Origin of the sequence: Sorangium sp. So ce124 (assembly GCF_051525235.1) — a bacterium.
GTDB classification, from domain to species: domain Bacteria; phylum Myxococcota_A; class Polyangia; order Polyangiales; family Polyangiaceae; genus Sorangium; species Sorangium atrum.
The window spans coordinates 8,566,136-8,587,398 of the sequence record NZ_CP150312.1; the positions used below are offsets into that span (position 1 = coordinate 8,566,136).

Genomic DNA, 21,263 nt, shown 5'->3' on the forward strand with positions numbered 1-21,263 from the left:
CGCGTTCGACCAGCATCCGCCGCCATGAATCGCCCTACGCGCCAGCACCAGCACCTCACCCTCAAGGTCACCCAGAAGCAGGAGAGGAGCACCCAGAGCTCCCGGAAGCCCGGCCGCAAGCACAAGCGCTGGAGCAAGTTCCTCGCGCAGTACGCGCCGCTCGTCGCTGGCGCCGAGACGGCCGCCTCCGCCGAGAGCTGAGCTCCCGCCGCCGGCCGAGGACGCCCTGGCGCCCGGCCTTCACGATTCCTTCCTACACGTAATTTTGCGATAACATCGCACATCAGAGCACGCCGCCTCCGCATCCGACGAGGCGGCGGCGCCTCCGCCCGCGATGGAGGCTGCGCTGCCCGTGTCGTGACGGCGGCGCCTCCGCCCTCGATGGCGGGTGTGCCGCCCATGCCGCGACGGCGGCTGTGCCGCCACTGTGCGACGCCCCCGCAGCGCCGCGCTCTCTCCATGGTTCGTGGATTTTCGTGATGGTGTCGCGCTCATCTCGCCACGTAGCCAAGAGAACGCCCCCTCTCGGCGTCTGATACGCGATCGCCAGGCAGCCTGTCATCCACTCCGCGCGAGACGGGCTCGCCGGCTCCGCGCGCATGGCGCGCGAAAGGGCCCACTCCATCTCTCGCGCAAGGAAGGATCCATGCCCGCTCGTCCTCCGTCCCGTGCTGCCCGCGCGGCAGCGTTGCTTTTGTGCTCCCTCGTCGTCGGCGGCACATCGCTCCTCCCGGGGTGCCTGAGCCGCCCGATAGCCCATCAGGACACGCGCACGACTGGCACCGTCGTCGAGCGGCTCCCGCGGCGCGTCGACAAGATCGATCTCCTCCTGACCATCGACAACTCGTCGTCGATGAAGGACAAGCAGGACATCCTCGCGCTGGCCGTTCCCGACCTCGTGAGACGCCTGGTCGACCCCCGGTGCATCGATCCGCTGAACCCCCTGGATTCGTCCCCGCCGCGGGAGGACGGCAGCTGCCCGAGCGGCAAGGAGCGCGAGTTCGAGCCCGTCGTCGACATCCACATCGGCATCCTCAGCACGAGCCTCGGCAGCCATGGCGCGGACTCGTGCCCCGACGGGCCGCTCGTCTTCAACAACGACAAGGGACACCTCATCGCCCGGAGCGACAGGGACGACCACAATGACGCAGACAACGACCCGCCGACCTACCAGAACATGGGATTCCTCGCCTGGGATCCAGAGCAGAAGCTCAACCCCGCGGGCGAGTCGATCCTCGACGACAGCGCGGGGCGCGGCCTCGTACCGACGCTGACGAACATGGTCCGAGGGGTGGCCGACAACGGCTGCGGCTTCGAGTCGCAGCTGGAGAGCTGGTACCGCTTCCTCGTGGACCCCGCGCCCTACGAGACCCTCGAGGTGGTGAACGGCAAGGCGGAGCGGCGCGGCCTGGACAAGAAGCTCCTGGACCAGCGCAAGGCGTTCCTGCGGCCGGACTCGCTCCTCGCGATCGTCATGCTGTCGGACGAGAACGACTGTTCCATCAAGGAGGGAGGGAACGCCTTCTGGGTCGCGAGGCAGAAGGACGAAAACGACAACCTTTTTCGGATGTTCGCGCCGCGCAGGGAGTGCGCGGAGAAGGGCCTGGACGACCCGTGCTGCAAGTCCTGCGGGGCGCCCAGGGGCGAGTGCCCGCTGGACGAGGAGACCTGCGGCCCGGATGGACGGCCCAAGACGCTCCTCCCGAACGAGGACCCGCACAACCTGCGCTGCTTCGACCAGAAGCGCCGGTTCGGCATCGATCTGCTCTACCCGATCGACCGCTACACGGACGCGCTCACGCAGGCGCGGATCCAGGATCACCAGGGCAACCTCGTCGACAACCCGATCTTCTCGGATCTCGACCCGGACGACGAGAACAGCGCTGTCCGTCCGCCGGAGTACGTGTTCTTCGCGGGCCTCGTGGGCGTCCCGTGGCAGGACATCGCGCGCCAGGACGACGCGGGTCAGCCCGATCTCCGGGAAGGCAGGGACCAGGACGGCAACCTCGTCGGCGGCTTCAAGAGCGCCAAGGAGCTGAGCGCTCCGAACGCGGGATTCGCGAGCACCTGGGACATCATCCTCGGAGATCCGAAGTCGCGCCGGAGCCCCGGCGATCCCCACATGATCGAGTCGCCGCTCCCCCGCGAGGGCGAGAACCCGATCACCGGGACGCGCATCGCCAGCCCGGACTCGCCGGACGACGCCAACACCATCAACGGCCATGAATGGAACCCCAACCCGGGTTTCGGCGACCTCCAGTACGCTTGCACGTTCCCGTTGCTCGAGCCCGTGACGGGCGATGACTGCAAGGGCAATGAAGACCGAGACAGCCCCCTGTGCAAGGACAACCCCGACGGCACCGACAGCAACCTCCAGGTCAGCGCGAAGGCCTATCCGGGCCTGCGGCAGCTCGAGCTCATCCGGAACCTCGGGGAGCAGGGCATCGTCGGCTCCGTGTGCCCGGCGCAGCTCAAGTTCCCGGAAGAGGGCCGGCTCGACTTCGGCTATCGGCCGGCGATCGGCGCGATCGTCGATCGCCTGAAGACGAAGCTCGGCGGGCAGTGCCTGCCCCGCGCGCTCCAGCCGAACGAGAGCGGACAGGTCAGCTGCCTCGTCCTCGAGGCGCGGAGCACGGCCGAGGGGAAGTGCGGCTGCGACGGGCTCACGGCGCGGCGGGAGGTGCTCCACGAGAACCTCGCCGCGAAGCAAAGGGTGCTCGAGGATCCGGTGGCGGCGGCGAACGGCTGGAACTGCGTCTGCGAGGTCGAGCAGCTGAGAGCGCCGGACGAGCTCGCGGCTTGCCAGAACACGGTGCCTCCGGCGCCGGTCGAGATCGGCGGCGAGAAGGTGCACGGGTGGTGTTATGTCGACCCGCGGCTCGGCCTCGGCCAAGAAGAGGTCGTCGCCAAGTGCCCGTCCACGGAGCGCCGCCAGATCCGGTTCACCGGCGACGGCGAAGCCCTGGATGGCGCGACGCAGTTCGTCATCTGCTCCGGCGACACCGCCAACCAGTAGCGCGGCGCACGCTCTAGCGCTCCGCTCCGCTGCGCTGGACGCGGCATTTGAGGTGGTCGAGCTTCGGTCCTTCGGAGCGGCGCAGGGGCAGGCGCCGCTCGTCCCCACCTGCGCTTCGTGGATCTTTGCAATCAGCGTGAAGGGCCGCCTTCTCGGCGCGAAAGCCGATAGACTGCGACGCGTGGACTCCACGGCACACCACGGCGCGGAGCGGCCTCCGTCGGTTCCGCCTTCAGCCAGGTACGACCCCGAGCACGGCACGTTCGAGCTCGTGGTGACCGACGCCGACGGCCGTCGTTCGGGCGAGTGCCACGTGTACCGCGCGAGCGACGGCTCGTTGCTCTCGCGCTGCTGCTACGCGGGCGGGGTGAAGGACGGGCCGTTCACCTTGTTCCACCCGAACGGTCAACCCGCGCAGCGCGGGCGCTACCGGGGCGGCGAGCTCGACGGCGAGGTGGTTGTGTACGGCAGCGACGCTCCGACGGAGCTCAAGCTGCGACCGTGCTGTGTGCCGCCTGGCGCCTGGGAGCTGCGAACGCGCTACCGGCAAGGGAGCATCGTACGCCAGGTCTTTCACGACCGCGACGGGCACCCGATCTCCGCGGACGGCTCCCGCTGGCCCGACAGACCCGCCGGCGTCGCCGGAGAGGCCGACTACGACCACGGCTCGCAACGATGGCTGGTCCGCGAGGAGGACGAAGCCTCGGCGTCGCTCATCGACCGTTACTTCACGTGCGAGGGCAAGCCCTCTCAGGAGATCGAGATCCGCGCTGGCGCGCGTTATCGCGAGCTCCGGTACGACGCGCTGGGCCGCCCTTCCGAGGAGCGGCACCTCGATCCCCAGGGACGCTTCCACGGCCCGTCCGTCCGCTGGTTTCCCGATCCGGACACGAGCCCTTACCTCGACCGGCGCGTGCGCGAGGAGCGCGGCCAGTACACGCACGGTCACCCGGTCGGTGCGTTCACCGCGCTCGACGCGGACGGGGCGCTGGTGGTGCGACGCGAGCTCGGCGCGGCGCTCGACGAGGCGAGCCTCGGCGCGTCGCCCGCGCTCGCCGAAGACCTCGCGGCGTGGGACGCCGAGCGCGTCTGGGCCCTCGCGCGAGAGCTCTTGCAGGATGGCCGCGCGCGCGAAGCCTGCTGCGCCGCGGCCCGCGCGGCGGCCTGCGGGGGCGAGCGAGAGAGGCTCGTCGAGTTCCTGCGCGCAGCGACGCTGCAGCCGAAACCCGAGGTCGTGGAGCAACGCGGGCGAGCGCTGCTCGAGGCGTCCGACGCGACCGCGCTCGGCGTCCTGGACGAGCTGCTGCTCGGCGCCGAGCCGAGCGCGGCTTACCGCACGCTCGCCGCCGTCTTCCGGGGCTCGCGCCGCGTGGCGCTCTCGCTCGTCGAGGCGGCGCTGCTGCTCGTGCCCGACCGCCGCTCGACCTGCATCACGCGCGCGCTCCTGCGGCTCGAGCTCGGCGACACGCGCGGGGTGCTCGAGGACGCCGACCGCATCGAGGTCGAGGCCCCCGCCGTGGCCGAGCACCTCAGGACCTTCGTGCGGCTGCTGTACCCGGAGTTTGCTTTCTGGCCGGCGCGCCAGGCCATCGATCCGGTGCCCGGCGACGCGTCGATCACGGTCGAGCTCGACCAGCCGATCGAGCAGGTTCGGCGGAAGATCCAGCTCTACGCCACCCGCTTGCTGCGCCTGCGCGAGGCCGTGCTGCGCAGCCTGCCGGGCACGGAGCCCTGTCCGTGGCTCCCGCCCGACCTGTCGCACCTCTTGCCGGACGGGCCGGTGGAGCTCGCGCGGACGGAGGCGACCTTGACCGAGGAGACCGAGAATGGCGTCGAGACGGTCGAGCTCACCGTGGACGAGACGCTCGACCCAGGAGCCCTGCCGGTCTCTCTCCTGATGCGGAGGGCCCGAGCCGAGTGGGCCGCCCTCTGCTGGCTTTGCTGGTCGGCCGGCCTCGACCACGTCGCATTGCCGGATCGCATCGCGCACCGGCCCGACTTCACCGCGGCGGTCAACATGTCGCTCACCCGCTGGTTCCGCGCGCGCGACCAGCTGCAGAGCGGCGGGCTCGTCAGCCGGGCGCGCGGCGTGCCGGGCTTCGCCTGGGAAGGGCACGACATCGGCGAGCTCGACCCCACGCTCGCGGCCATCGCGGCCGACGAATACTTCGAGATGCGCTGTCTCTTCGTGTGGCTCATGTTTCCGGAGAACGTCTCCCCGTTCCAGAGCGACATCCGCGCGGCGTGAGCGCCGATTCAGGGCGGTCGATGCCCGGGCTCGCAAGGCGATCTGCCTGATGGCTTTGCGCTCCGCGCGGGACCGCGAGCAAAGTCGATGATCACGGCGACGCCCGCTCCGAGCAGATCCTCTGCACGAGACGGAGCAGGGGCCCCTGGAGGAGGAAACGAGACTGGTAGTCGACCAAGCTCCTCGTGGCGCACCATCTCGCCACAGGGGACAGGTCGAGGTGTGGCGGTCCTGCGCGCGACGGGTGACCCCTTGAGCTCGCGCGTCCAGCCGATCGGCCGCAGCCGTCGGTCTGGCGCCTCGCTTGCATCCGCTCCCGCGCATGCATCTACACCGGATGAAGACTCCGGGTCTCGCTCACATCGCCTACCTGCTCGGCAACGAGGGCGAGGCGATCGTGGTCGACCCGCGGAGGGACATCGACGAGGTCCTCGCGGCGGCGAGAGAGAGGGATCTCGTGATCAAGTTCATCCTCGAGACGCACCGCCACGAGGATTTCGTCATCGGGTCTGGCGCCCTCGCGAAGGCGACGGGCGCGAAGATCGTGAGCGGAGATCATCCGCTCTTCGGACAGAGCGACATCCGGATGCGGGACGGCGAGGAGCTCGACCTGATCGGGCTGCGCGTCCGAGCGCTGCATACGCCGGGGCACACGCCGGAGAGCACCTGTTACGCCGTGTTCCTCCCGGACGCGCCCGGGCGCGCCTTTGGCGTCTTCACCGGCGATACGCTGTTCATCGGGGAGACTGGCCGGACCGACCTGCCCGACCGCGAGAAGACCAGCGACAATGCGCGCCTCCTCTTCGCCTCGGTGCACGAGAAGCTCGTCCCGCTCGGCGATCAGGCCCTCCTCTGGCCCGCCCACGGCTCCGGCTCGGCCTGCGGGGGCAACATCGCGGAGCGCGATGACTCCACGCTCGGCCTCGAGCGGGCCTACAACCCCGTCTTCGTGAGGTCGGTCGACGACTTCGTCCGTGCCAAGGTCGCGGAGCGCATCCCGCGCCCACCCTATTTCAGCTTGATGGAGAAGCTGAACCTCGAAGGGGGCAAGCCGCTCGCCGCGAAGCCCGGCGACGTCCCTTCCCTGCCGCCGAAGATGTTCGCGGCGGACTCGAAGCAGGGGCTTGTGCTCGACGCGCGCGACCCCGAGGCGTTCGCGTCGGGGCACCTGCCCGGCTCGTTCAACCTCTGGCTCGCTGGGCTCCCGGTGTTCGGCGGGTGGATCGCGGACGAGACGACGCGGGTCTACCTCGTCCTCCCGCGCGCCACGGACGTGGAGGCGGCGTTCCTGCACCTCGCGCGCGTCGGCGTCGATCGCGTCTCCGGCGTGCTCGCCGGAGGGTTCGACGCATGGCGAGACGCGGGCATGCCCATCGAGAAGACGGGCACGATGACCCCGCGCGAGCTCCACGACGCGAGCGACGCCTTCGCCGTGCTTGACGTCCGCGATGATCAGGAGTTCGAGACGGAGGGGCACATCGAAGGCGCGCGGCACATGTACGTGGGATATCTCGATGAGCACGTCGAGAAGATCCAGCCCGCGCTGCCGCGTCATGGCCGCATCGCGCTCGTCTGCAGCGTCGGGCACCGCGCTGGCCTCGCGACGAGCATCCTCCGCCGCCGCGGCTTCACCGAGGTCACCAACGTCCTCGGCGGGATGACGGCGTGGGAGAAGCTCGGGTTGCCGAGGAGGCAGGGCCCCGAACGCACGGTGACCACCGTGGATATCGAAGGAGCGCGACGATGAGCTCGCAGGGAGGCACGCGCTGGGCACCGGAGATCGCGGGACTCGCGATCGGAGCGCTGGAGACGTTCGCGATGGGGACCGCGAAGCGGCCTCTCGGCGTGACGTCCGCGTTCGAGACGGCGGCGAGCACGCTGGCGCGCCGGCTCGCGCCGCAGGCCAGCCGAGTGAACGAGTTCGTGGCCAAGCGTGAGACGACGCCGAAGATCGACTGGGAAGTGCTGCTCGCCCCGGGCATCGTTCTTGGCGCGTTCCTCGCCTCGCGCGCCTCGGGCACGCGACGAACCACGCTGCCGGACGCGTGGCGGGCACGGTTCGGGGAGAGCCGCGGAAAGCGCTACGCTGCCGCGTTTTGCGGTGGCGCCCTGATGATGTTCGGCGCGCGGCTCGGCAAAGGATGCACCAGCGGGCACGGCATCAGCGGCACGATGCAGCTCGCCGCGGCGAGCCTCGCGTTCGACGTCGCGATGGGCGTGAGCGCCGCCTTGACGGCGAAGCTCCTGTTTCGAGGAGGTGCGCGATGAAGCGGGATCCGCTCGGAAAACTGGCGCTCGGCCTCGCGACCGGGACCGCGTTCGGCGCCTTTCTCCAGCGAGGAGGGGCCTCGGACGCCGACCTCATCATGAGCCAGCTCCTGCTGCGCGACGGCGCCGTCGCGCGGATCATGTCGACGGCGGCGGCTGCCGGCTCGATCGGGACGCACACCTTGCGCGCAGCCGGCGCGACCGAGCTCGACGTGAAGCCGTTCCAGGTTCGTTCGGTGATCCTGGGCGGTGTGGCGTTCGGCGCCGGGATGGCGGTCCTCGGTTATTGCCCCGGCACGACCCTCGCCGCTGTCGGCGAAGGCCGACGCGACGCGATGTTCGGGCTGCTCGGGATGGTCGCGGGAGCGCTCGCCTTCATCCGCGTGTACCCGCACATCAAGGAGGTGGTCGAAGCGACGGACCTGGGCAAGGTCACCGTCCCTTCGGCGACGAAGACGTCCCCTTGGCCCTGGGTGGCTGGCCTCGCCGGGCTCGCCGCCGCAGCGGCGCTCGTCAGCCGCGTGCGGGCGGCGCGATGAGGCAGTCGAGGCGCCTCCTCGCCAGCCGAGACGCTCGGATTTGAACGCAACGAGGACGCTTCACTCGAGGGCCATCACCGCGGTCTCGCCCCCGATGTCCAGGCGCGAGAGAAGCGATTGTACGGCCTCCATGGACAGAGGGGCCGCCCTCACCATCAAGGCGGATTCACGCACGATGGTGAGCGCTGGGAGCCAGTCGAAGCCGGTGAGCTCACCCGAGTTCACGAGTCTGAGCTCACCCACCTCCGCGAGGGCGTCAAACCCGTCGAGGCCCGGGCCTTCCAGCAGATGCATCTGAAAATTCGCGCCGACGCGGCGCAGGTTGCGCAGCGCGGTGAAGTCGTCCGTGTGGTTGCGGAAGAGGGTCAGCGAGCCGTCGATGTGGACGAGGGAGGAGAGCGGCTCCAAGGCGCCCGGCGACGTATCGCTCAGGTGGATCGAGCCCCGGAAGCGGGTGCATCCGGCCACGCTCGTGTAGGGCTCGATCAGCAGATCGCCCGGCTGGCCACACACGACCGCATCGGCATCGGGGTCCGGCGGCTCCTTGGGAACGGCGTTCGTGAGGGACACCAGCGCGCCCCTGCGCACGTGCGACGTCGCGAAGGACTCCAACGCTTCAGCGGTCAGACTCGCGTTGCGCCGAGCGATCATGGAGGCGCCGATCTCCGCGAGAGCAGGAAGCCACGAGAGGTCGGCAAAGCCGCTCTGGTAGAGCCACAGCCCGGAGACGTACTGGATCGACTCCAGGCCGCGCAGGGCCTCCGGCGCCGTCACGACCAGCAACCGACCTTCGATCCGCGTCAGGTTGGAGAGAGGTCCGAGATCCTCAGGAGGCGAATAGAGCAGCAAGGATCCCGCTATTTCCCTGAGATCCGTGAGCGCGTCGATCGCCTCGGGGCCGCCCAGGCCCAGCAGATGAAGCGTGCCGAGAAAGCGCGTACAGCCACGCAAGCGCTCCAGCTCGGGCGCGGGCCCGGTCGTGTCTTGAAGGAGGTTCGCGCCCACCGCGATCACCTCTCCCGCCGTCCCGCAGTCACGGCCCTCGGGAGATCCCCCTTGCCCGCCCCCGGATGGCCCGGCGGTCCCGGAGCCGCCGCTGCCAGCTGTCGCGTCTCCTCCGCCGCCCGCGCCGGCGCTCGAAGCTCCCGTGGAGGCGCCGCCTGCCGCTGCGCTCGGGCCGTCGGGGGTGGTGCCACAGGCCGCAGCACCGAGGAGCAGCAACCCCGCCGCGCCGCTCAGCCCGCGCCGCAGCATGTGCCTTTCCACTCTTCCCCTCGCATGGTCGCGCGATCCTAACAGAGCTCTCACGCGCGAGGCACGACGGACTGAAGCGGCGCCCGCGGGCGGGCTAGTTGCCTGCCGTGTGGGCGATCGCGAAGATGAGGTTGCGCTCGAGGCGGATGCCCTGCGGCGTGCGGAGCGCCTCGAGCTCCTTCGCGAGCCGCTCGCGCACCTCGCGCTTCTCCTCGGAGGTCAGGTGCGAGAGGTGGTTGCCGAACGAGCTCGAGCCGCTGTGCTTCAAGATCTCGTCGACGTCGGCGGCGTGGTCGACGAAGGTGAGGATCTCCACCGTGTCGGCGATGAAGCCGGCGCGCTCGAGCAGCGCCCGGACCTCGTCGACCGTCAGCTTGTACGGGCGATTGCCCTGCGCGTCTCTCCCGAGCTCGGCCAGCACCTTGCGCTGGATCGGCTCGAGCTGGTGCGGCTTCTCCCGCGATCCCGTGCTGAATCCGAGCTTGCCGCCCGGCTTCAACACGCGCGCCGCCTCGGCGATGGCGCGCTCTTTCTGAGCGTCGTTCAGCCAGTGAAGGACGCTGTTCAGGTACACGACGTCAAAGCTCTTCGTGGCGAAGGCGGAGAGGTCCTCTGCGCGGCCGACCGCTGTCGCGAGGTTCACGCGGGCCTTCTGCCGGGCGATGTCGACGCGGAGCGGCAGGGGATCGATGGCGGTCACGCTGCCCTCGGGGCCGACGATCTCTGCCACGTGAGCGGCGAGCCGGCCGGTGCCCGCGCCGACGTCGAGCACACGCTGGCCGCGCCGCACGCCCAGCGTTTCGACGAGGAGCTTGCCGTGGTTGAACTGCCGGTCGCTGCCGTGCTCGTAGGCCTGGGCGAGCTCAGGGGTGTCGAGAGAAAGGCTGATGGTGGTCATCCCGGCCGCCCGAGCAGGGCCCGTGCCGGCGCCCGGCGCCGCGCCGGCAGGGCCCGCGCGCCGGGGCGCCGCGCGGGCGGCGAGGACCCGCGCGCGGCAGATCACGATCGCCGCTGCTCGCGGGACAGCAACGATGCTGCTCTGCTGCTGCGCCGCGAGCAGCGTGGCCGCACGGGGAAGGCGGCGGGCAGGGACGGCGCTCGCCAGGACGCTCACCGCTCGTCGATGCGCCGCCGAAATCACCAGCTCACATGTGCAGGCCAGAGCGGCTTGCAGGACTCAATCCTGCAGCGAGCAGGCGGGCTCGATGTCGTGCGCCGCTCGATGCGGCGCAGCGCAAGAGCGGGGCTTCAGGCTAGGATGCGCGTCATGGGTACGGCGCTGACGGTGGAGCGCTACGCGGAGATGCGCGCGCAGATGGAAGCCGGAAGGCTCCGCGACGAGGTGCTCGCGCGCGCCGGGCTGACGGCAGACGAGTGGACGGCCGCGCAGCGCGAATGGCTCGAGCGGATGGGCGCGGAGCTCGAGCGCGGCAGTTCGGAGCTGACCAACCGCTACACACGAACCTTCCTCGAGCACCTGCGGGCGTTCGTCGCGGCCTCGCCGCCGGTGAGGGCGCCGTCCGGTCGAGCGCCGGCCGCACCGCGGCTTGCCGCGCCAGCGCCGCGCCCCACGGCGCCGGCCGCACCCGCGGCGCCGGCTGCGCCCGCGGCGCTGGCCGCACCCGCGGCGCCGGCTGCGCCCGCGGCGCTGGCCGCACCCGCGGCGCCGGCTGCGCCCGCGGCGCTGGCCGCGCCCGCCGGCACAGCCCCTCTCCCAGACATGCCGGCGCTCGTCGCCGCCCTGCCCTTCGTGCCGAACGCGCCGCCCGGTCGAGCGCCCGCCCCACCGCGGCTCGCCGCGCCAGCGCCGCGCCCCGCGGCGCCGGCTGCACTCGCGGCGCCGGCCACACCCACGGCGCTCGCCGCGCCCGCCGGCACAGCCCCTCTCCCAGACATGCCGGCGCTCGTCGCCGCCCTGCCCTTCGTGCCGAACGCGCCGTCCGGTCGAGCGCCGGCCGCACCGCGGCTCGCCGCGCCAGCGCCGCGCCCCGCGGCGCCCGCCGCCACCCCCGCGGCGTTGGCCGTACCCGCGGCGTTGGCCGCACCCGCCGGCACAGCCCCGCTCCCAGACATGCCCGCGCTCATCGCCGCCCTGCCCTTCGTCCCGGCGTCGGAAAAGCGGGGTGCCCCCACGCCCCCGCCGAGCGCCGCGGCCCACACGGCGCCCGCCCTCTCGCTGGAGCAGTACGCCGCGCTCTGCGCGGAGCTCTCGCTGCACCCGCGGAGCGCCGCGGCGATCTACCCGCGCTACGGCCTCCGCGACGCGGCCGCGTGGCAGGCGACGGACGCCGTGTGGCAGGCCCGGATGCGCGGCGACTCCGCCCTCGAGGCGCGCTGGCAGCAGCTCATCGCCCATTACCGAGCCCACTACAGGGCTCGCTGAGCCGACCCGCTCGCCGGGCCCACGCGCGGCGACCCCGCAGCTCTCCCTGCTCCGCTGCTGACCTGCCGCGCCGTCCCCCACCGTCGAGGCCGGCTCCGCCACCCGACCGAAGAGACCGAAGACGCGAAGACCAGCGAGGCGTGCCTCACGGCCCACGGCCCAGGGCGGCAGCGTCCCACGGGCCGTCGCGCCGCCTCGGCGGCGCGACGCTTCGGTGCGCCTCACTTGCAAATCGAAAAATTTCATTCGATACTGCATTCACTTCGAATGACAATGACCATGGATGCCATCGATCTGAAAGCGATTCACCTCCTCGCCCGCGACGCCCGCCGGTCGTGGGCGGACCTCGGCGAGGCGGTCGGCCTCTCCGCGCCCGCCGCGGCCGAGCGGGTGCGGCGGCTCGAGGAGCGCGGCGTCATCACGGGGTGGGAAGCGCGCCTGGACGCCCGGGCCGTGGGCGCCGGGCTCACGGCCTTCATCTCCGTCTCGATCGCGAACCGCCGCGGTCGGGGCGAGTTCCTGCGCGCCATCGAGCGCGCGCCCGAGATCCAGGAGTGCCACCACGTCGCCGGCGACGAGGACTACCTGCTCAAGGTGCGCTGCCGCGACACCGAGGCGCTCGAGCGCCTGCTCACCCAGGAGCTCAAGGCCCACGACGGCGTGGTGCGCACGCGCACGACGGTCGTCCTGTCCACCGCCAAGGAGACCGCGCTCCCGCCCCTGCCGTCCGAAGAGGCGCGCGACGGCGAAGCGCGCCCCCGCAAGGCGCCCGGCCGCGGGGCCTCCCGGAAGGAGGCGCCGTGAGCGGCGGCGACGGACTGCCGCCCTTCGCGGATCGAAGCGATCCCGGCGAGCGCCGCGATCGCCCGCTCGACGAGCGCGACCTCGCGGCGCTCGCGGCCGCCATCGAGGACGCCGCGATCCCGCAGCGTGATTTCTCGCACGCGCGCCACCTGCTCCTCGCCCTGCACTACGTGCGCGCCCACGGGCCCGAGGGGGCGCTCGCGCGCATGCGCTCCGCGGTGCAGGCCTTCAACGCCCGGCACCCGCCGACCAACGGTTACCACGAGACGATCACGGCCGCCTGGCTCACGCTCGTCGCCGGCCACGCCGCCGAGCACGGGAGCGCCGCCGTCCACGACCTCGCGGAGGGCCTCCTCGACCGCTACCGCAGCAGCAAGGCGCTCTTCGCCCATTACTCTCGCGCGCGGCTGCTCTCGGACTACGCCCGCGCCGCGTTCGTCGCGCCCGACCTCGCGCCGCTCCCGGCTCCAGGCGACGGCGTGCGCATCCGCCTGGCGACCGAGGCCGATCTCGCGGCGATCGAGGAGATCTACGCGTTCTACGTCGAGCGCTCGACCTGCACCTTCGCCACCACCGTCCCGACCCCGGCGGAGCGGCGCGCCTGGCTCGCGGCGCACGGCCCCCTGCACCCCGCCACCGTGGCCGTCGAGGGCGACGGGGCCGGAGCCGTGGTCGGCTGGGGCTCGCTCTCCCAGTGGAACCCGCGCGAGGCCTACGCCCGCTCCGTCGAGAACTCGGTCTACGTGCGCGACGGCCTCCAGCGGCGGGGGCTCGGGCGCCGCATCCTCGCCGATCTCGTGAGCCGCGCGATCTCGCTCGGCCACCGCACGATCATCGCGCAGATCGCCGGCGACCAGGCGGCGAGCGTCGCGCTGCACCGCGCGCTCGGGTTCGAGGACGCCGGGTTGCTCCGCGACGTCGGGCACAAGTTCGACCGCTGGCTCGACGTGATCCTGATGCAGCGTGCGATTCCTTACTCTGCAAGCGATGGCCAGCAGCCGTGAGGTAACTCACGCGCTCGCAATCACCATCAACGAATTCGAATTGCGTCGCCTGAACGCGCACAGAAACGCACCCATCGTCATCGAAAGAATCGCCTCGGGATTCAACGCATCGAGGGCTCGCTGCGAGGCCGGCTCGGGTCGTCCGGAGCAAATGGCACAGTGGCGCAGCCCCCACCGAGCGCAGAAAGCGACAGCACAGCATGTTCGTCACCAACGTCGAGCGCCGAGAGGAGCGCAAAGGGGCCCCTGCCAACGGGAGGGCCATCGACCTGCTGGGCAAGATGGAGCGGAACGAGCGAGAGTACGACGAGGCGATCGCGTATGCCCTCTCGCTCGCGTCGGCGTGGTCCTACGCGGACCCGCAGGCGCTCCACGACGTCATGAACAGCCTCGGGTTCGAGAACCGGTGCTACGCCATCACGCTGAACAACGACGCCCGCTTCGCGCGCACGAGCGCATCGCTCCTCCAGCACGTCGATGGCTCGGCGGCGATCCTGTGTTTACGCGGCACAGAGCCGGCGAGCACCATCGACCGGCTGGCGGACGCCAGCGTCGCGCCGGATCGGCTCCACGCGTGGGACGCCGTGCGGAGCGGCGTTTACCGCAGCCGCAAGCCGATGGCGCGCTACATCGCCTGCCGTCTGAGGAGGGCGATGAACGCGCGGTCGGTCGTCGACCAGGAGGGCGAGCTCGTATCGGTGGACGCCCCCGTATGCTCCGACGCGACCGGCGAGCCCCTCAGGCACCACCTGAAGGCGCTCTACATCACAGGACACGGCCTGGGTGGCGCGCTGGCGGCCCTCGCTGCAGCCACGATCTTCCAGGACAAGGAGCACGAGGGCATCAGGGACGTGGTGCGCGGCATCTACACGTACGGGCAGCCGCGCATCGGAAACGAGATCTTCGCCCGGAGATGTCAGAATACCTACGGACACCTGCTCTACCGCCATGTCCTCTGCCGTATCCGCCCTATCCATGCCAACGACAGCGTGCCGGTGTTCCCTCCGCCGTCGATCGGGAGGTTCGAGCACTTCGGTCACGAGCTCCGATCGAGCGCGGCAGGCTGGGTGTTCTCGGAGCAGCCCCTGCAGCGGGCCGACACGGCGCGCTTCGGCTCCACGGTGGACGTCCTGGCCTGGGTCGAGCAGCGGCTCTCCCTGGTCCGCCGGCTGCAGCTGCCGTTCTCGTCGGACGACCACGCCCCGCACAGGTACGTGAGCGTCTCCCAGCGTTCGTTGCGTCTGCGCCGGTCGGAGCTCGGTGGAGAGAGCAGTTGAGAGGGGGTCGCCACGGTGATAGCCACCGTGGCCGCGCCCCGAGCGGACGAACGGCTCCGCACGGGCCCAGGAGTGCCCTTTCGAACACGCCCCGGGGCTCGCGCGCCCAGGGCGCAGGCGGGCGCGCTACGAGGCCTTGGCGTTCTTCAGCGCTTCCGGGTTCCCCGGCCCCTCGAGGTACTCGTCGTACGTGCCGTTGAAGACGCGCGGCTCCTTCGCCGACAGATCGAGCACGCGGGTGCCGAGCTTGCCCACGAAGTGCCGGTCGTGGCTCGTCACGACGACCGTCCCCTTGTACTCGACGAGCGCCTGGAGGAGCGCGTCGATGCTCTCGACGTCGAGGTGGTTCGTCGGCTCGTCGAGCACGACGATGTTGTTCTTCACCAGGATGAGCTTCGCGAGGAACAGGCGCGCCGCCTCGCCGCCGGAGAGGTTCTCCGTCTTCTTGAGCCCGGCCTCGCCGCTGAAGAGCAGCTTCCCGAGCACCGAGCGCACGTGCTCCTTCGGGGCGGACGGGTCGAAGCGGTACAGCCAGTCGTAGGCCGTGAACCCCGCCTCGATCGCCTCGTGGTGATCCTGCGCGAAGTAGCCGACGTTCGTGTCGTGGCCCCACGTGACGGCCCCGGCGTCCGGCGTGTACTCGCCGACGAGGAGCTTGAGCAGCGTCGACTTGCCGATGCCGCTCGGCCCGATGACCGCGAGCTTGTCGCCGCGGTTCAGGTTGAAATCGAGCTTCTGGATCACGCGCCGATCGCCGAAGCCCTTGGAGAGGCCCTCGACGCGCAGCACGTCACGGCCGGAGGGCTTCTCGATCTCGAACTTGATGTACGGGCGCACGACGCTCGAGCGCCGCACCTGGATGCCCGCCTCGAGCTTCTCGATCTCCTTCACGCGCGACTGCGCCTGGCTCGACCGGCTCGCGCTCGCGCCGAAGCGGGCCACGAAGTCCTTGAGCTCGGCGATCTTCTTCTTCTTCTGCGCGGCGTCGGCCTCCGACTGGCGCTTGCCGGTCGTCTTCTGCTCGATGAAGTCGTCGTAGTCGCCCGTGTAGAGCGTGACCGTCTGGTAGTCGACGTCGGCGACGTGCGTCGCGATCGCGTTCATGAAGTGCCGGTCGTGGCTGACGACGAGGAGCGTGCCGCGGAAGGTGTCGGTCAGGTACGACTCGAGCCACCGGATCGAGTCGAGGTCGAGGTGGTTCGTCGGCTCGTCGAGGAGCAGGACGTCCGCGCCCCCGAAGAGCGTCTGGGCGATGAGGACGCGGAGCTTGTACCCGCCCGCGAGCGTGCTCACCGCGCTCGCGTGCCGGGCGGTCGCGATCCCGAGCCCCTCGAGGATCTCGGCGGCGCGCGACTCGGCGGTGTAGCCGTCCTCCTCGCCGATCGTGCCCTCGAGCTCGGCCAGCCGCATGCCGACCTCGTCGGTCATCTCGACCTCGTACAGCCGATCGCGCTCCTGCATCGCGTCCCAGAGCGCCCGGTTGCCCATCAGGACCGTGTCGATGATCCGGCAGGACTCGTAGGCGAAATGGTCCTGCTTGAGCACCCCGACGCGGAGCTGCTTCGGGATCTCGACCGAGCCCTGATCCGACTCCTCCTCGCCGGAGATGACCTTGAGGAGCGTCGATTTCCCCGCTCCGTTCGCGCCGACGAGCACGTAGCGCTTGCCGGGGTCGAAGCGCATCGTGACGTTCTCGAAGAGAATTTTGGGACCGTACCGCTTGGTGAGCTTTTCGAGCGTGATCATCTCAGCGGCGCCGGGCGTAGCACGTGTGCGCCTGCGGTTCCGGTGAATTCCGGAGGCAGCGCGCCCCCCGGGCGCCGGCGCGTCGCCTCGGCGCGCCGGGCGGCGGGCCGGCGACGCGCCGGGGCTTCCTGGTCGTGTTGCGCATGCTCGCTCGATCCCCTGTGAGGCCCCTGTGAGGCCCCTGTGAGGCCGGCGAAGCGTCCCCGTTCGCGCGCGACGTCAAGGTCGTCGGGCGCGCCGAGCCGCGCGCCGCTGCCCGGCGACGCCCGGGATCCGCCCGTTCCGGCGAGCGCGCGGGCGTACCTTGGACGGTTTCACGCACCGCGGCGGCAGACCGGGGTAACATGCGCCCGTCATGCCTCGCGCGCCCGTCAGCCGTCCCCGTCGCCAAAGCCGCGCCGGCCTCGCTGGCTCCGCTGGCCTCGCGGGCGAGGCGACGACCCACGTCGCCCGGGCCGGGGGTGATCCTCGCCGATGACCCGGGTCCCTGAAGGCTTCCGGCCCGAGGCGCTCGTAGGCCAGGTCCTGCGCGGCAAGTGGCGGCTGGAGCGCCTGCTGGGCTTCGGCGGGATGGCCATGGTCTACGCCGCCACGCACCGCAACGGGATGCGCGGCGCGGTGAAGATCCTCCGCCGCGAGCTGTCCGAGGACGAGGAGGCGCGCTCGCGCTTCCTGCGCGAGGGCTACGTCGCCAACCGCGTGGAGCACCCGGGCATCGTCCGGGTGCTCGACGACGACGTCACCGAGGACGGCTCCGTGTTCCTGGTGATGGAGCTGCTCGAGGGCGAGACCGTGGAGGCGCGCCGCGCGCGCGAGCCGGGCGGCGTGCTCGCCGTGAGCGACGTGCTCGGCATCGCCGACGACCTGCTCGACGTGCTCGCCGTCGCGCACGAGCGCGGGATCGTGCACCGCGACCTCAAGCCGGACAACCTGTTCCTCACGCGCCACGGGCAGCTGAAGGTGCTCGACTTCGGCATCGCGCGGCTGCGCGAGCTCTCCTCGCCGGCGAACGCCTCCACGCGCGCCGGCACCCTGATGGGGACGCCGCAGTTCATGCCGCCGGAGCAGGCGAGGGGGCAGTGGGACAGGGTCGACCCGCGCAGCGATCTGTGGGCCGTCGGGAGCACGATGTACCAGCTCCTCTCGGGGCGGTACGTGCACGAGGCCGAGACGCTCCCGCTGCTGCTCCTCGCGGCGATGACGCAGCCGGCGCCGCCCGTCGGCAGCGTCCTGCCCGCCCTGCCCCCGCCGATCGCCGGCGTGATGGACGTGGCGCTCGCGTTCGACCCCGACCGCCGCTGGCCGAACGCCCGCGCGATGCAGCGCGCGCTCCGCCAGGCGCGCGGCGGCGCGGCGCTCGATCCGGCCCCGGGCGCGCCCTCTGCCGGACGCGCGCCCCTGCACTCGGAGCACGGGCGCGCGCTCCTGCACTCGGATCCTCCAGGGCGCCCGTCGGCGCAGGCGCGAGGTCCCGGGAGCGGGCCGCGCGGCACGGAGTTCGCCGCGGCGGGCACGGCCAGCGGCGTCGCGGCCGGCGGCGGCGCGGCCAGCACCGGCACGGTCTCGCCGGTCGTGGAGCGCTCGGCCAGCGGGGAGCGCTCCGCGCCGCGCGCGGCGGCCGCGGGCGCGCTCCTCGCCGGCGCGCTGGCCGTGGGCGCCCTTGTCGCGCTCGTGTGGTGGCAGCGCGCTGGCGCCAGGGGCGCGGAGGATCCGTCGCACGGCTCCACGGTGGAGGCCGAGCCGCGCCTCACCGCGGGCGCCGGGGCCACGACAGCGCCGCCCGACGGCGCGGGCTCGCCCGGGGCCGGCGTGCAGCCGGCGCCGTCCGGCGATGCGGTCCCCGCGATCGCGCCGTCCGCGCCCGCGACGACGCCGGAGCCCGAGGCCGCGCCCACGACGGCCGCGGCGCCGGCGAGCGCGAGCGCGGCCGCGCCGCGGCCCGCCGCCGGGGGCAGGGCGCGATCCCCCGCGACCGCGACGAAGGCGCCCGCAACGCCGACGCCGGCCCCCGCGCCGACGCCGGCGGAGGACCCGTACAACCGGAGACGTTGAGGCCGCACGGATGCGTAGATCGAGCTCGCGTAGACGATTCCCGGCGGAGGTGCTCGCCGTGGGAGGAGCCGTGCTCCTCGCCTGCCCCGACGCCTCCGCGCAGGGGCGTGATCCTGCGGCCGCGGAGGCGCTGTTCGACGCCGGCAGGGCGGCGCTGCAGGCGAAGGACTACGACGCCGCGTGCCCGAAATTCCGGGAGAGCTACGAGCTCGATCCGGCGCCCGGGGCCCTGCTGAACCTCGGCGATTGCGAGGAGAAGCGCGGCAGGGTCGCGACCGCGTGGTCGATCTTCCGGCAGCTCGCGCGCGATCTGCCCGCGAACGACGACCGCCGCCCCATCGCCCAGTCGCGCGCGGCGGCGCTCGAGGCCCGCGTCCCGAGGCTCACGATCCGGCTCGCGCCGGGGGCGCCCGCGGACACGGCGGTGCAGCGCGCGGGGGTCCCGGTCGGCGCGGGCTCGCTGGGCTCGCCGTTGCCGGTGGATCCGGGGGAGGTCCACGTGACGGCGGCGGCGCCGGGCCGGAAGCAGAAGACCTTCACGGTGCAGCTCGCCGAGGGCGCGCAGATCGAGCTGCTCGTGGCGCCGGAGGAGCCTGCGGCCGCCGCGGGCGCGGGGCCTGCGCTCCCGCCGAAGGCAGCGCCGCAGGAGGCGGGGGGCTCGCCCCGGCGGACGGCCGGCTGGATCAGCGCCGGCGTCGGCGCGGTCGGGATCGGCGTCGGCGCCGTGTTCGGCGCGCGGGCTATCGGGAAGAAGGGCGACGCCGAGGCGTACTGCGACGAGGACAACGTCTGCCTGGATCAGGGGATCAAGCTGCAGAAGCAGGGCGTGACCGCGGGGACGATCTCGACGGTCGCGTTCCTCGTCGGGGCGGCGGCGCTGGGCACGGGCGCGGTGCTCGTCTTCACGGCGCCCTCCTCGGGGCAAGGGTCTGCCGCGCCCCGAGCCACGATCGGCGTGGTGCCGGGAGGTGCGGTGGCGACGGTGGTCTTTTGACGGCAGCTGCGCGGCGTCGCCGCGAGGGAGGGGCCCGGGTGGTGAAGCGCGATCAGAGGAGCGTCCGAGCCTTGTTCTCCGCCGTCCTGCTCGTCGCGGCGGGCGTGGGAGGCTGCAACGCGCTCATCGGCCTCGAGGTCGGCCAGCTGGACGCATCGACGGGCGGCACGGGCGGCGCAGGCGCAGGCGCGGGCGGAGGGGCCGAGGGCGGCGGCGGCAGCGACAGCGGCGGCGCTGGCGCGGGCGGCAGCGGCGGAGGCGACGGCGGCGGCGCTGGTGCTGGCGGCAGCGCCGGGGGCGGCGGCGAGGCGCCGTTCTGCAGCGGGGATCGCGAAGGCGCGATCCGCGGGCCGCAGGCGCGCTGGGGCACGACCCTCGGGCTCGACGTCGCCGACGTCGCGGCGCACGGCGACGGGGTGACGGCCATCGTCAACGAGAAGGGCACGATCTCCGTCGCGCGGTGGGCGCGCGGCGGCGCCCGCGATGCCGGGTATGGGCTGACGGCGACCGATCTGCTGGAAGGCGACATCAAGGCCACGCACCTCTCCATCGGCCAGGGGCTCGCCTATGTGGCCGGGTGGTCGGGCAGCGGCCCCCAGCTGCCCGGCGCGTCCACCGGGTGCGCCATCACCGGGCGCGCGCTCTCTCACCCGAGCTTCCTCGCTGCCCTCGACGAGAAGGGCCAGTGCCGGTGGGCGTGGTCGCCGAACGGCGGCGCCACCTCCACCCCGCTCGGCCTCGCGGCGGCGCCCGGCGCGGTGGTGATCGCCGCCTCGGTGAAGGGGCCGAGCGTGAACGACGGCACGTGCACCCTCGCGATGGGCGGCGCGGAGACGTCCGTGGGGCTGGCCGCGCTCGATCCGGCGGCGGGCGGTTGCCTGTGGGGGATGCCCATCGGCCCGTCGCCGGCCGTGACCGTCGGAGAGCTCCTCGTCGACGAGGCGCGCGGCGAGGTGCTGGCGATCGGCCGCTACGAGGGGGAGGAGGGCTACGTCGTCGGGGGAGCGCTGCTCCCTCCCTCGCAGGATCGCGATGTGTTCGTTGCGCGCTTCGCGCTGACCGAGGGGTCGCTCAAGGGCATCGACGCGTTCCCCCTGCCCGGGCGTCAGGACGTGGATCAGCGCGGGGCCGCGCTGCTCCCGGGCGGCGACGTCGTGATCGTCGGCTCCTACGCCGGCTCGCTCGATTTCGGCGAGGGCTGCCCGCCGGCGCCCGACGAGGACGCGCCGAACATGGAGAACTTCTTCGTCATGCGCGTCTCCGGCCCTTCCGTGGTCTGGGGCCGCGGGTTCGGCGACGCGGGGCATCGGCAGTGGGTCACCAGTGTGGCGGCGGACCCCGATGGCCTGATCTACGTGACGGGGAACTACCAGGGCGAGATCGACCTCGGGAACGGCGGGAAGCTCGTCGCTCCGGCGACGGACGCCGATCCGATGGTCGGGTTTCTGATCGTGCTCGACGCCCGCGGCAACGTCGTCTCCGCCTCCGAGCTGAAGGGGACGGGCGACGCTTACGTGTGGGCGGCCGCGCCCGGCCCGGCCCCTGGCGACGCCCTCTATCTCGGCGGGGAGCTGGGCAGCACCCTCGATATCGGGCGCGACCCGCCGCTCACCGACGCGATGGGGCACGGGTTCATCGCCGAGCTCCCGGGCGCGCGGTGATCCCCGCTGTCCGGCGC

General features: G+C 72.1%; 16 protein-coding genes. 13 read left to right on the plus strand and 3 right to left on the minus strand.

The features are described from left to right. The first annotated feature begins 24 nt into the window (after nt 1-24). From WMF19_RS31970 to WMF19_RS31995, 6 genes are all read left to right on the plus strand, one after another. A complete protein-coding gene (locus WMF19_RS31970) occupies nt 25-201 on the plus strand; it encodes a hypothetical protein (RefSeq protein ID WP_437893838.1) in 177 nt (58 codons plus the stop codon). 445 nt (nt 202-646) lie between these two features. Further along, the gene (locus WMF19_RS31975; protein ID WP_437893839.1) at nt 647-3,016 is read left to right on the plus strand and encodes a hypothetical protein; all 2,370 of its coding nucleotides are present in this window, start codon (nt 647-649) and stop codon (nt 3,014-3,016) included. A 181-nt stretch (nt 3,017-3,197) separates the two neighbouring features. Further along, a complete protein-coding gene (locus tag WMF19_RS31980; protein ID WP_437893840.1) occupies nt 3,198-5,264 on the plus strand; it encodes a toxin-antitoxin system YwqK family antitoxin in 2,067 nt (688 codons plus the stop codon). Nucleotides 5,265-5,601: 337 nt separating this feature from the next. Beyond that, complete coding sequence (locus tag WMF19_RS31985) at nt 5,602-7,011, plus strand: MBL fold metallo-hydrolase (RefSeq protein WP_437893841.1); 1,410 nt, start codon at nt 5,602-5,604, stop codon at nt 7,009-7,011. Beyond that, nucleotides 7,008-7,532, plus strand: a complete 525-nt coding sequence (locus tag WMF19_RS31990; RefSeq protein ID WP_437893842.1) for a YeeE/YedE thiosulfate transporter family protein — start codon at nt 7,008-7,010, stop codon at nt 7,530-7,532. The genes WMF19_RS31985 and WMF19_RS31990 overlap by 4 nt, the downstream gene beginning before the upstream one ends. Further along, on the plus strand, nt 7,529-8,071 hold the full coding sequence (locus WMF19_RS31995) for a DUF6691 family protein (protein ID WP_272094571.1): 543 nt from the start codon (nt 7,529-7,531) through the stop codon (nt 8,069-8,071). The genes WMF19_RS31990 and WMF19_RS31995 overlap by 4 nt, the downstream gene beginning before the upstream one ends. A 60-nt stretch (nt 8,072-8,131) precedes the next feature. Here WMF19_RS31995 and WMF19_RS32000 read toward each other — a convergent pair whose 3' ends face one another. Both WMF19_RS32000 and WMF19_RS32005 read right to left on the minus strand, forming a co-directional pair. Continuing rightward, entirely contained in the window at nt 8,132-9,076 is a 945-nt protein-coding gene (locus WMF19_RS32000) for a hypothetical protein (RefSeq protein WP_437893843.1), read from the minus strand. Nucleotides 9,077-9,419: 343 nt separating this feature from the next. Beyond that, nucleotides 9,420-10,439 (minus strand): class I SAM-dependent methyltransferase, encoded by a 1,020-nt coding sequence (locus WMF19_RS32005; RefSeq protein WP_437893844.1) that lies wholly within the window; start codon nt 10,437-10,439, stop codon nt 9,420-9,422. Between the two features lie 153 nt (nt 10,440-10,592). Here WMF19_RS32005 and WMF19_RS32010 point away from each other — a divergent pair, with 153 nt between their 5' ends. From WMF19_RS32010 to WMF19_RS32025, 4 genes are all read left to right on the plus strand, one after another. Further along, on the plus strand, nt 10,593-11,708 hold the full coding sequence (locus WMF19_RS32010) for a hypothetical protein (RefSeq protein WP_437893845.1): 1,116 nt from the start codon (nt 10,593-10,595) through the stop codon (nt 11,706-11,708). 279 nt (nt 11,709-11,987) lie between these two features. Further along, a complete protein-coding gene (locus WMF19_RS32015) occupies nt 11,988-12,512 on the plus strand; it encodes an Lrp/AsnC family transcriptional regulator (RefSeq protein ID WP_437893846.1) in 525 nt (174 codons plus the stop codon). Continuing rightward, nucleotides 12,509-13,516 (plus strand): N-acetyltransferase family protein, encoded by a 1,008-nt coding sequence (locus WMF19_RS32020; RefSeq protein WP_437893847.1) that lies wholly within the window; start codon nt 12,509-12,511, stop codon nt 13,514-13,516. Before WMF19_RS32015 ends, WMF19_RS32020 begins: the two co-directional genes overlap by 4 nt. Nucleotides 13,517-13,716: 200 nt before the next feature. After that, nucleotides 13,717-14,793 (plus strand): lipase family protein, encoded by a 1,077-nt coding sequence (locus WMF19_RS32025; RefSeq protein WP_437893848.1) that lies wholly within the window; start codon nt 13,717-13,719, stop codon nt 14,791-14,793. A gap of 126 nt (nt 14,794-14,919) precedes the next feature. On the opposite strand, the gene WMF19_RS32030 is transcribed toward WMF19_RS32025, so the two are convergent. Further along, nucleotides 14,920-16,539, minus strand: a complete 1,620-nt coding sequence (locus WMF19_RS32030) for an ABC-F family ATP-binding cassette domain-containing protein (RefSeq protein ID WP_437893849.1) — start codon at nt 16,537-16,539, stop codon at nt 14,920-14,922. A 474-nt stretch (nt 16,540-17,013) separates the two neighbouring features. Between WMF19_RS32030 and WMF19_RS32035 the strand changes: the two genes are divergently transcribed. The 3 genes from WMF19_RS32035 to WMF19_RS32045 all read left to right on the plus strand — a co-directional run bounded on the left by WMF19_RS32035 (nt 17,014) and on the right by WMF19_RS32045 (nt 21,246). Further along, nucleotides 17,014-18,591, plus strand: coding sequence for a serine/threonine-protein kinase (locus WMF19_RS32035; protein ID WP_437893850.1), 1,578 nt, complete (start codon nt 17,014-17,016; stop codon nt 18,589-18,591). A 58-nt stretch (nt 18,592-18,649) separates the two neighbouring features. Next, entirely contained in the window at nt 18,650-19,585 is a 936-nt protein-coding gene (locus WMF19_RS32040; protein WP_437893851.1) for a tetratricopeptide repeat protein, read from the plus strand. Nucleotides 19,586-19,656: 71 nt separating this feature from the next. Beyond that, nucleotides 19,657-21,246, plus strand: a complete 1,590-nt coding sequence (locus tag WMF19_RS32045) for a hypothetical protein (RefSeq protein ID WP_437893852.1) — start codon at nt 19,657-19,659, stop codon at nt 21,244-21,246. Nucleotides 21,247-21,263 lie beyond the last annotated feature (17 nt).

Excerpts from the sequence above, each read along its gene's own strand:
- WMF19_RS31975 (WP_437893839.1), top strand. The coding sequence starts at position 647 with ATGCCCGCTCGTCCTCCGTCCCGTGCTGCCCGCGCGGCAGCGTTGCTT.
- WMF19_RS32030 (WP_437893849.1), bottom strand. The coding sequence starts at position 16,539 with ATGATCACGCTCGAAAAGCTCACCAAGCGGTACGGTCCCAAAATTCTC.
- WMF19_RS32035 (WP_437893850.1), top strand. The coding sequence starts at position 17,014 with ATGACCCGGGTCCCTGAAGGCTTCCGGCCCGAGGCGCTCGTAGGCCAG.
- WMF19_RS31990 (WP_437893842.1), top strand. The coding sequence starts at position 7,008 with ATGAGCTCGCAGGGAGGCACGCGCTGGGCACCGGAGATCGCGGGACTC.
- WMF19_RS32010 (WP_437893845.1), top strand. The coding sequence starts at position 10,593 with ATGGGTACGGCGCTGACGGTGGAGCGCTACGCGGAGATGCGCGCGCAG.
- WMF19_RS31985 (WP_437893841.1), top strand. The coding sequence starts at position 5,602 with ATGAAGACTCCGGGTCTCGCTCACATCGCCTACCTGCTCGGCAACGAG.
- WMF19_RS32025 (WP_437893848.1), top strand. The coding sequence starts at position 13,717 with ATGTTCGTCACCAACGTCGAGCGCCGAGAGGAGCGCAAAGGGGCCCCT.
- WMF19_RS31995 (WP_272094571.1), top strand. The coding sequence starts at position 7,529 with ATGAAGCGGGATCCGCTCGGAAAACTGGCGCTCGGCCTCGCGACCGGG.
- WMF19_RS31970 (WP_437893838.1), top strand. The coding sequence starts at position 25 with ATGAATCGCCCTACGCGCCAGCACCAGCACCTCACCCTCAAGGTCACC.
- WMF19_RS32015 (WP_437893846.1), top strand. The coding sequence starts at position 11,988 with ATGGATGCCATCGATCTGAAAGCGATTCACCTCCTCGCCCGCGACGCC.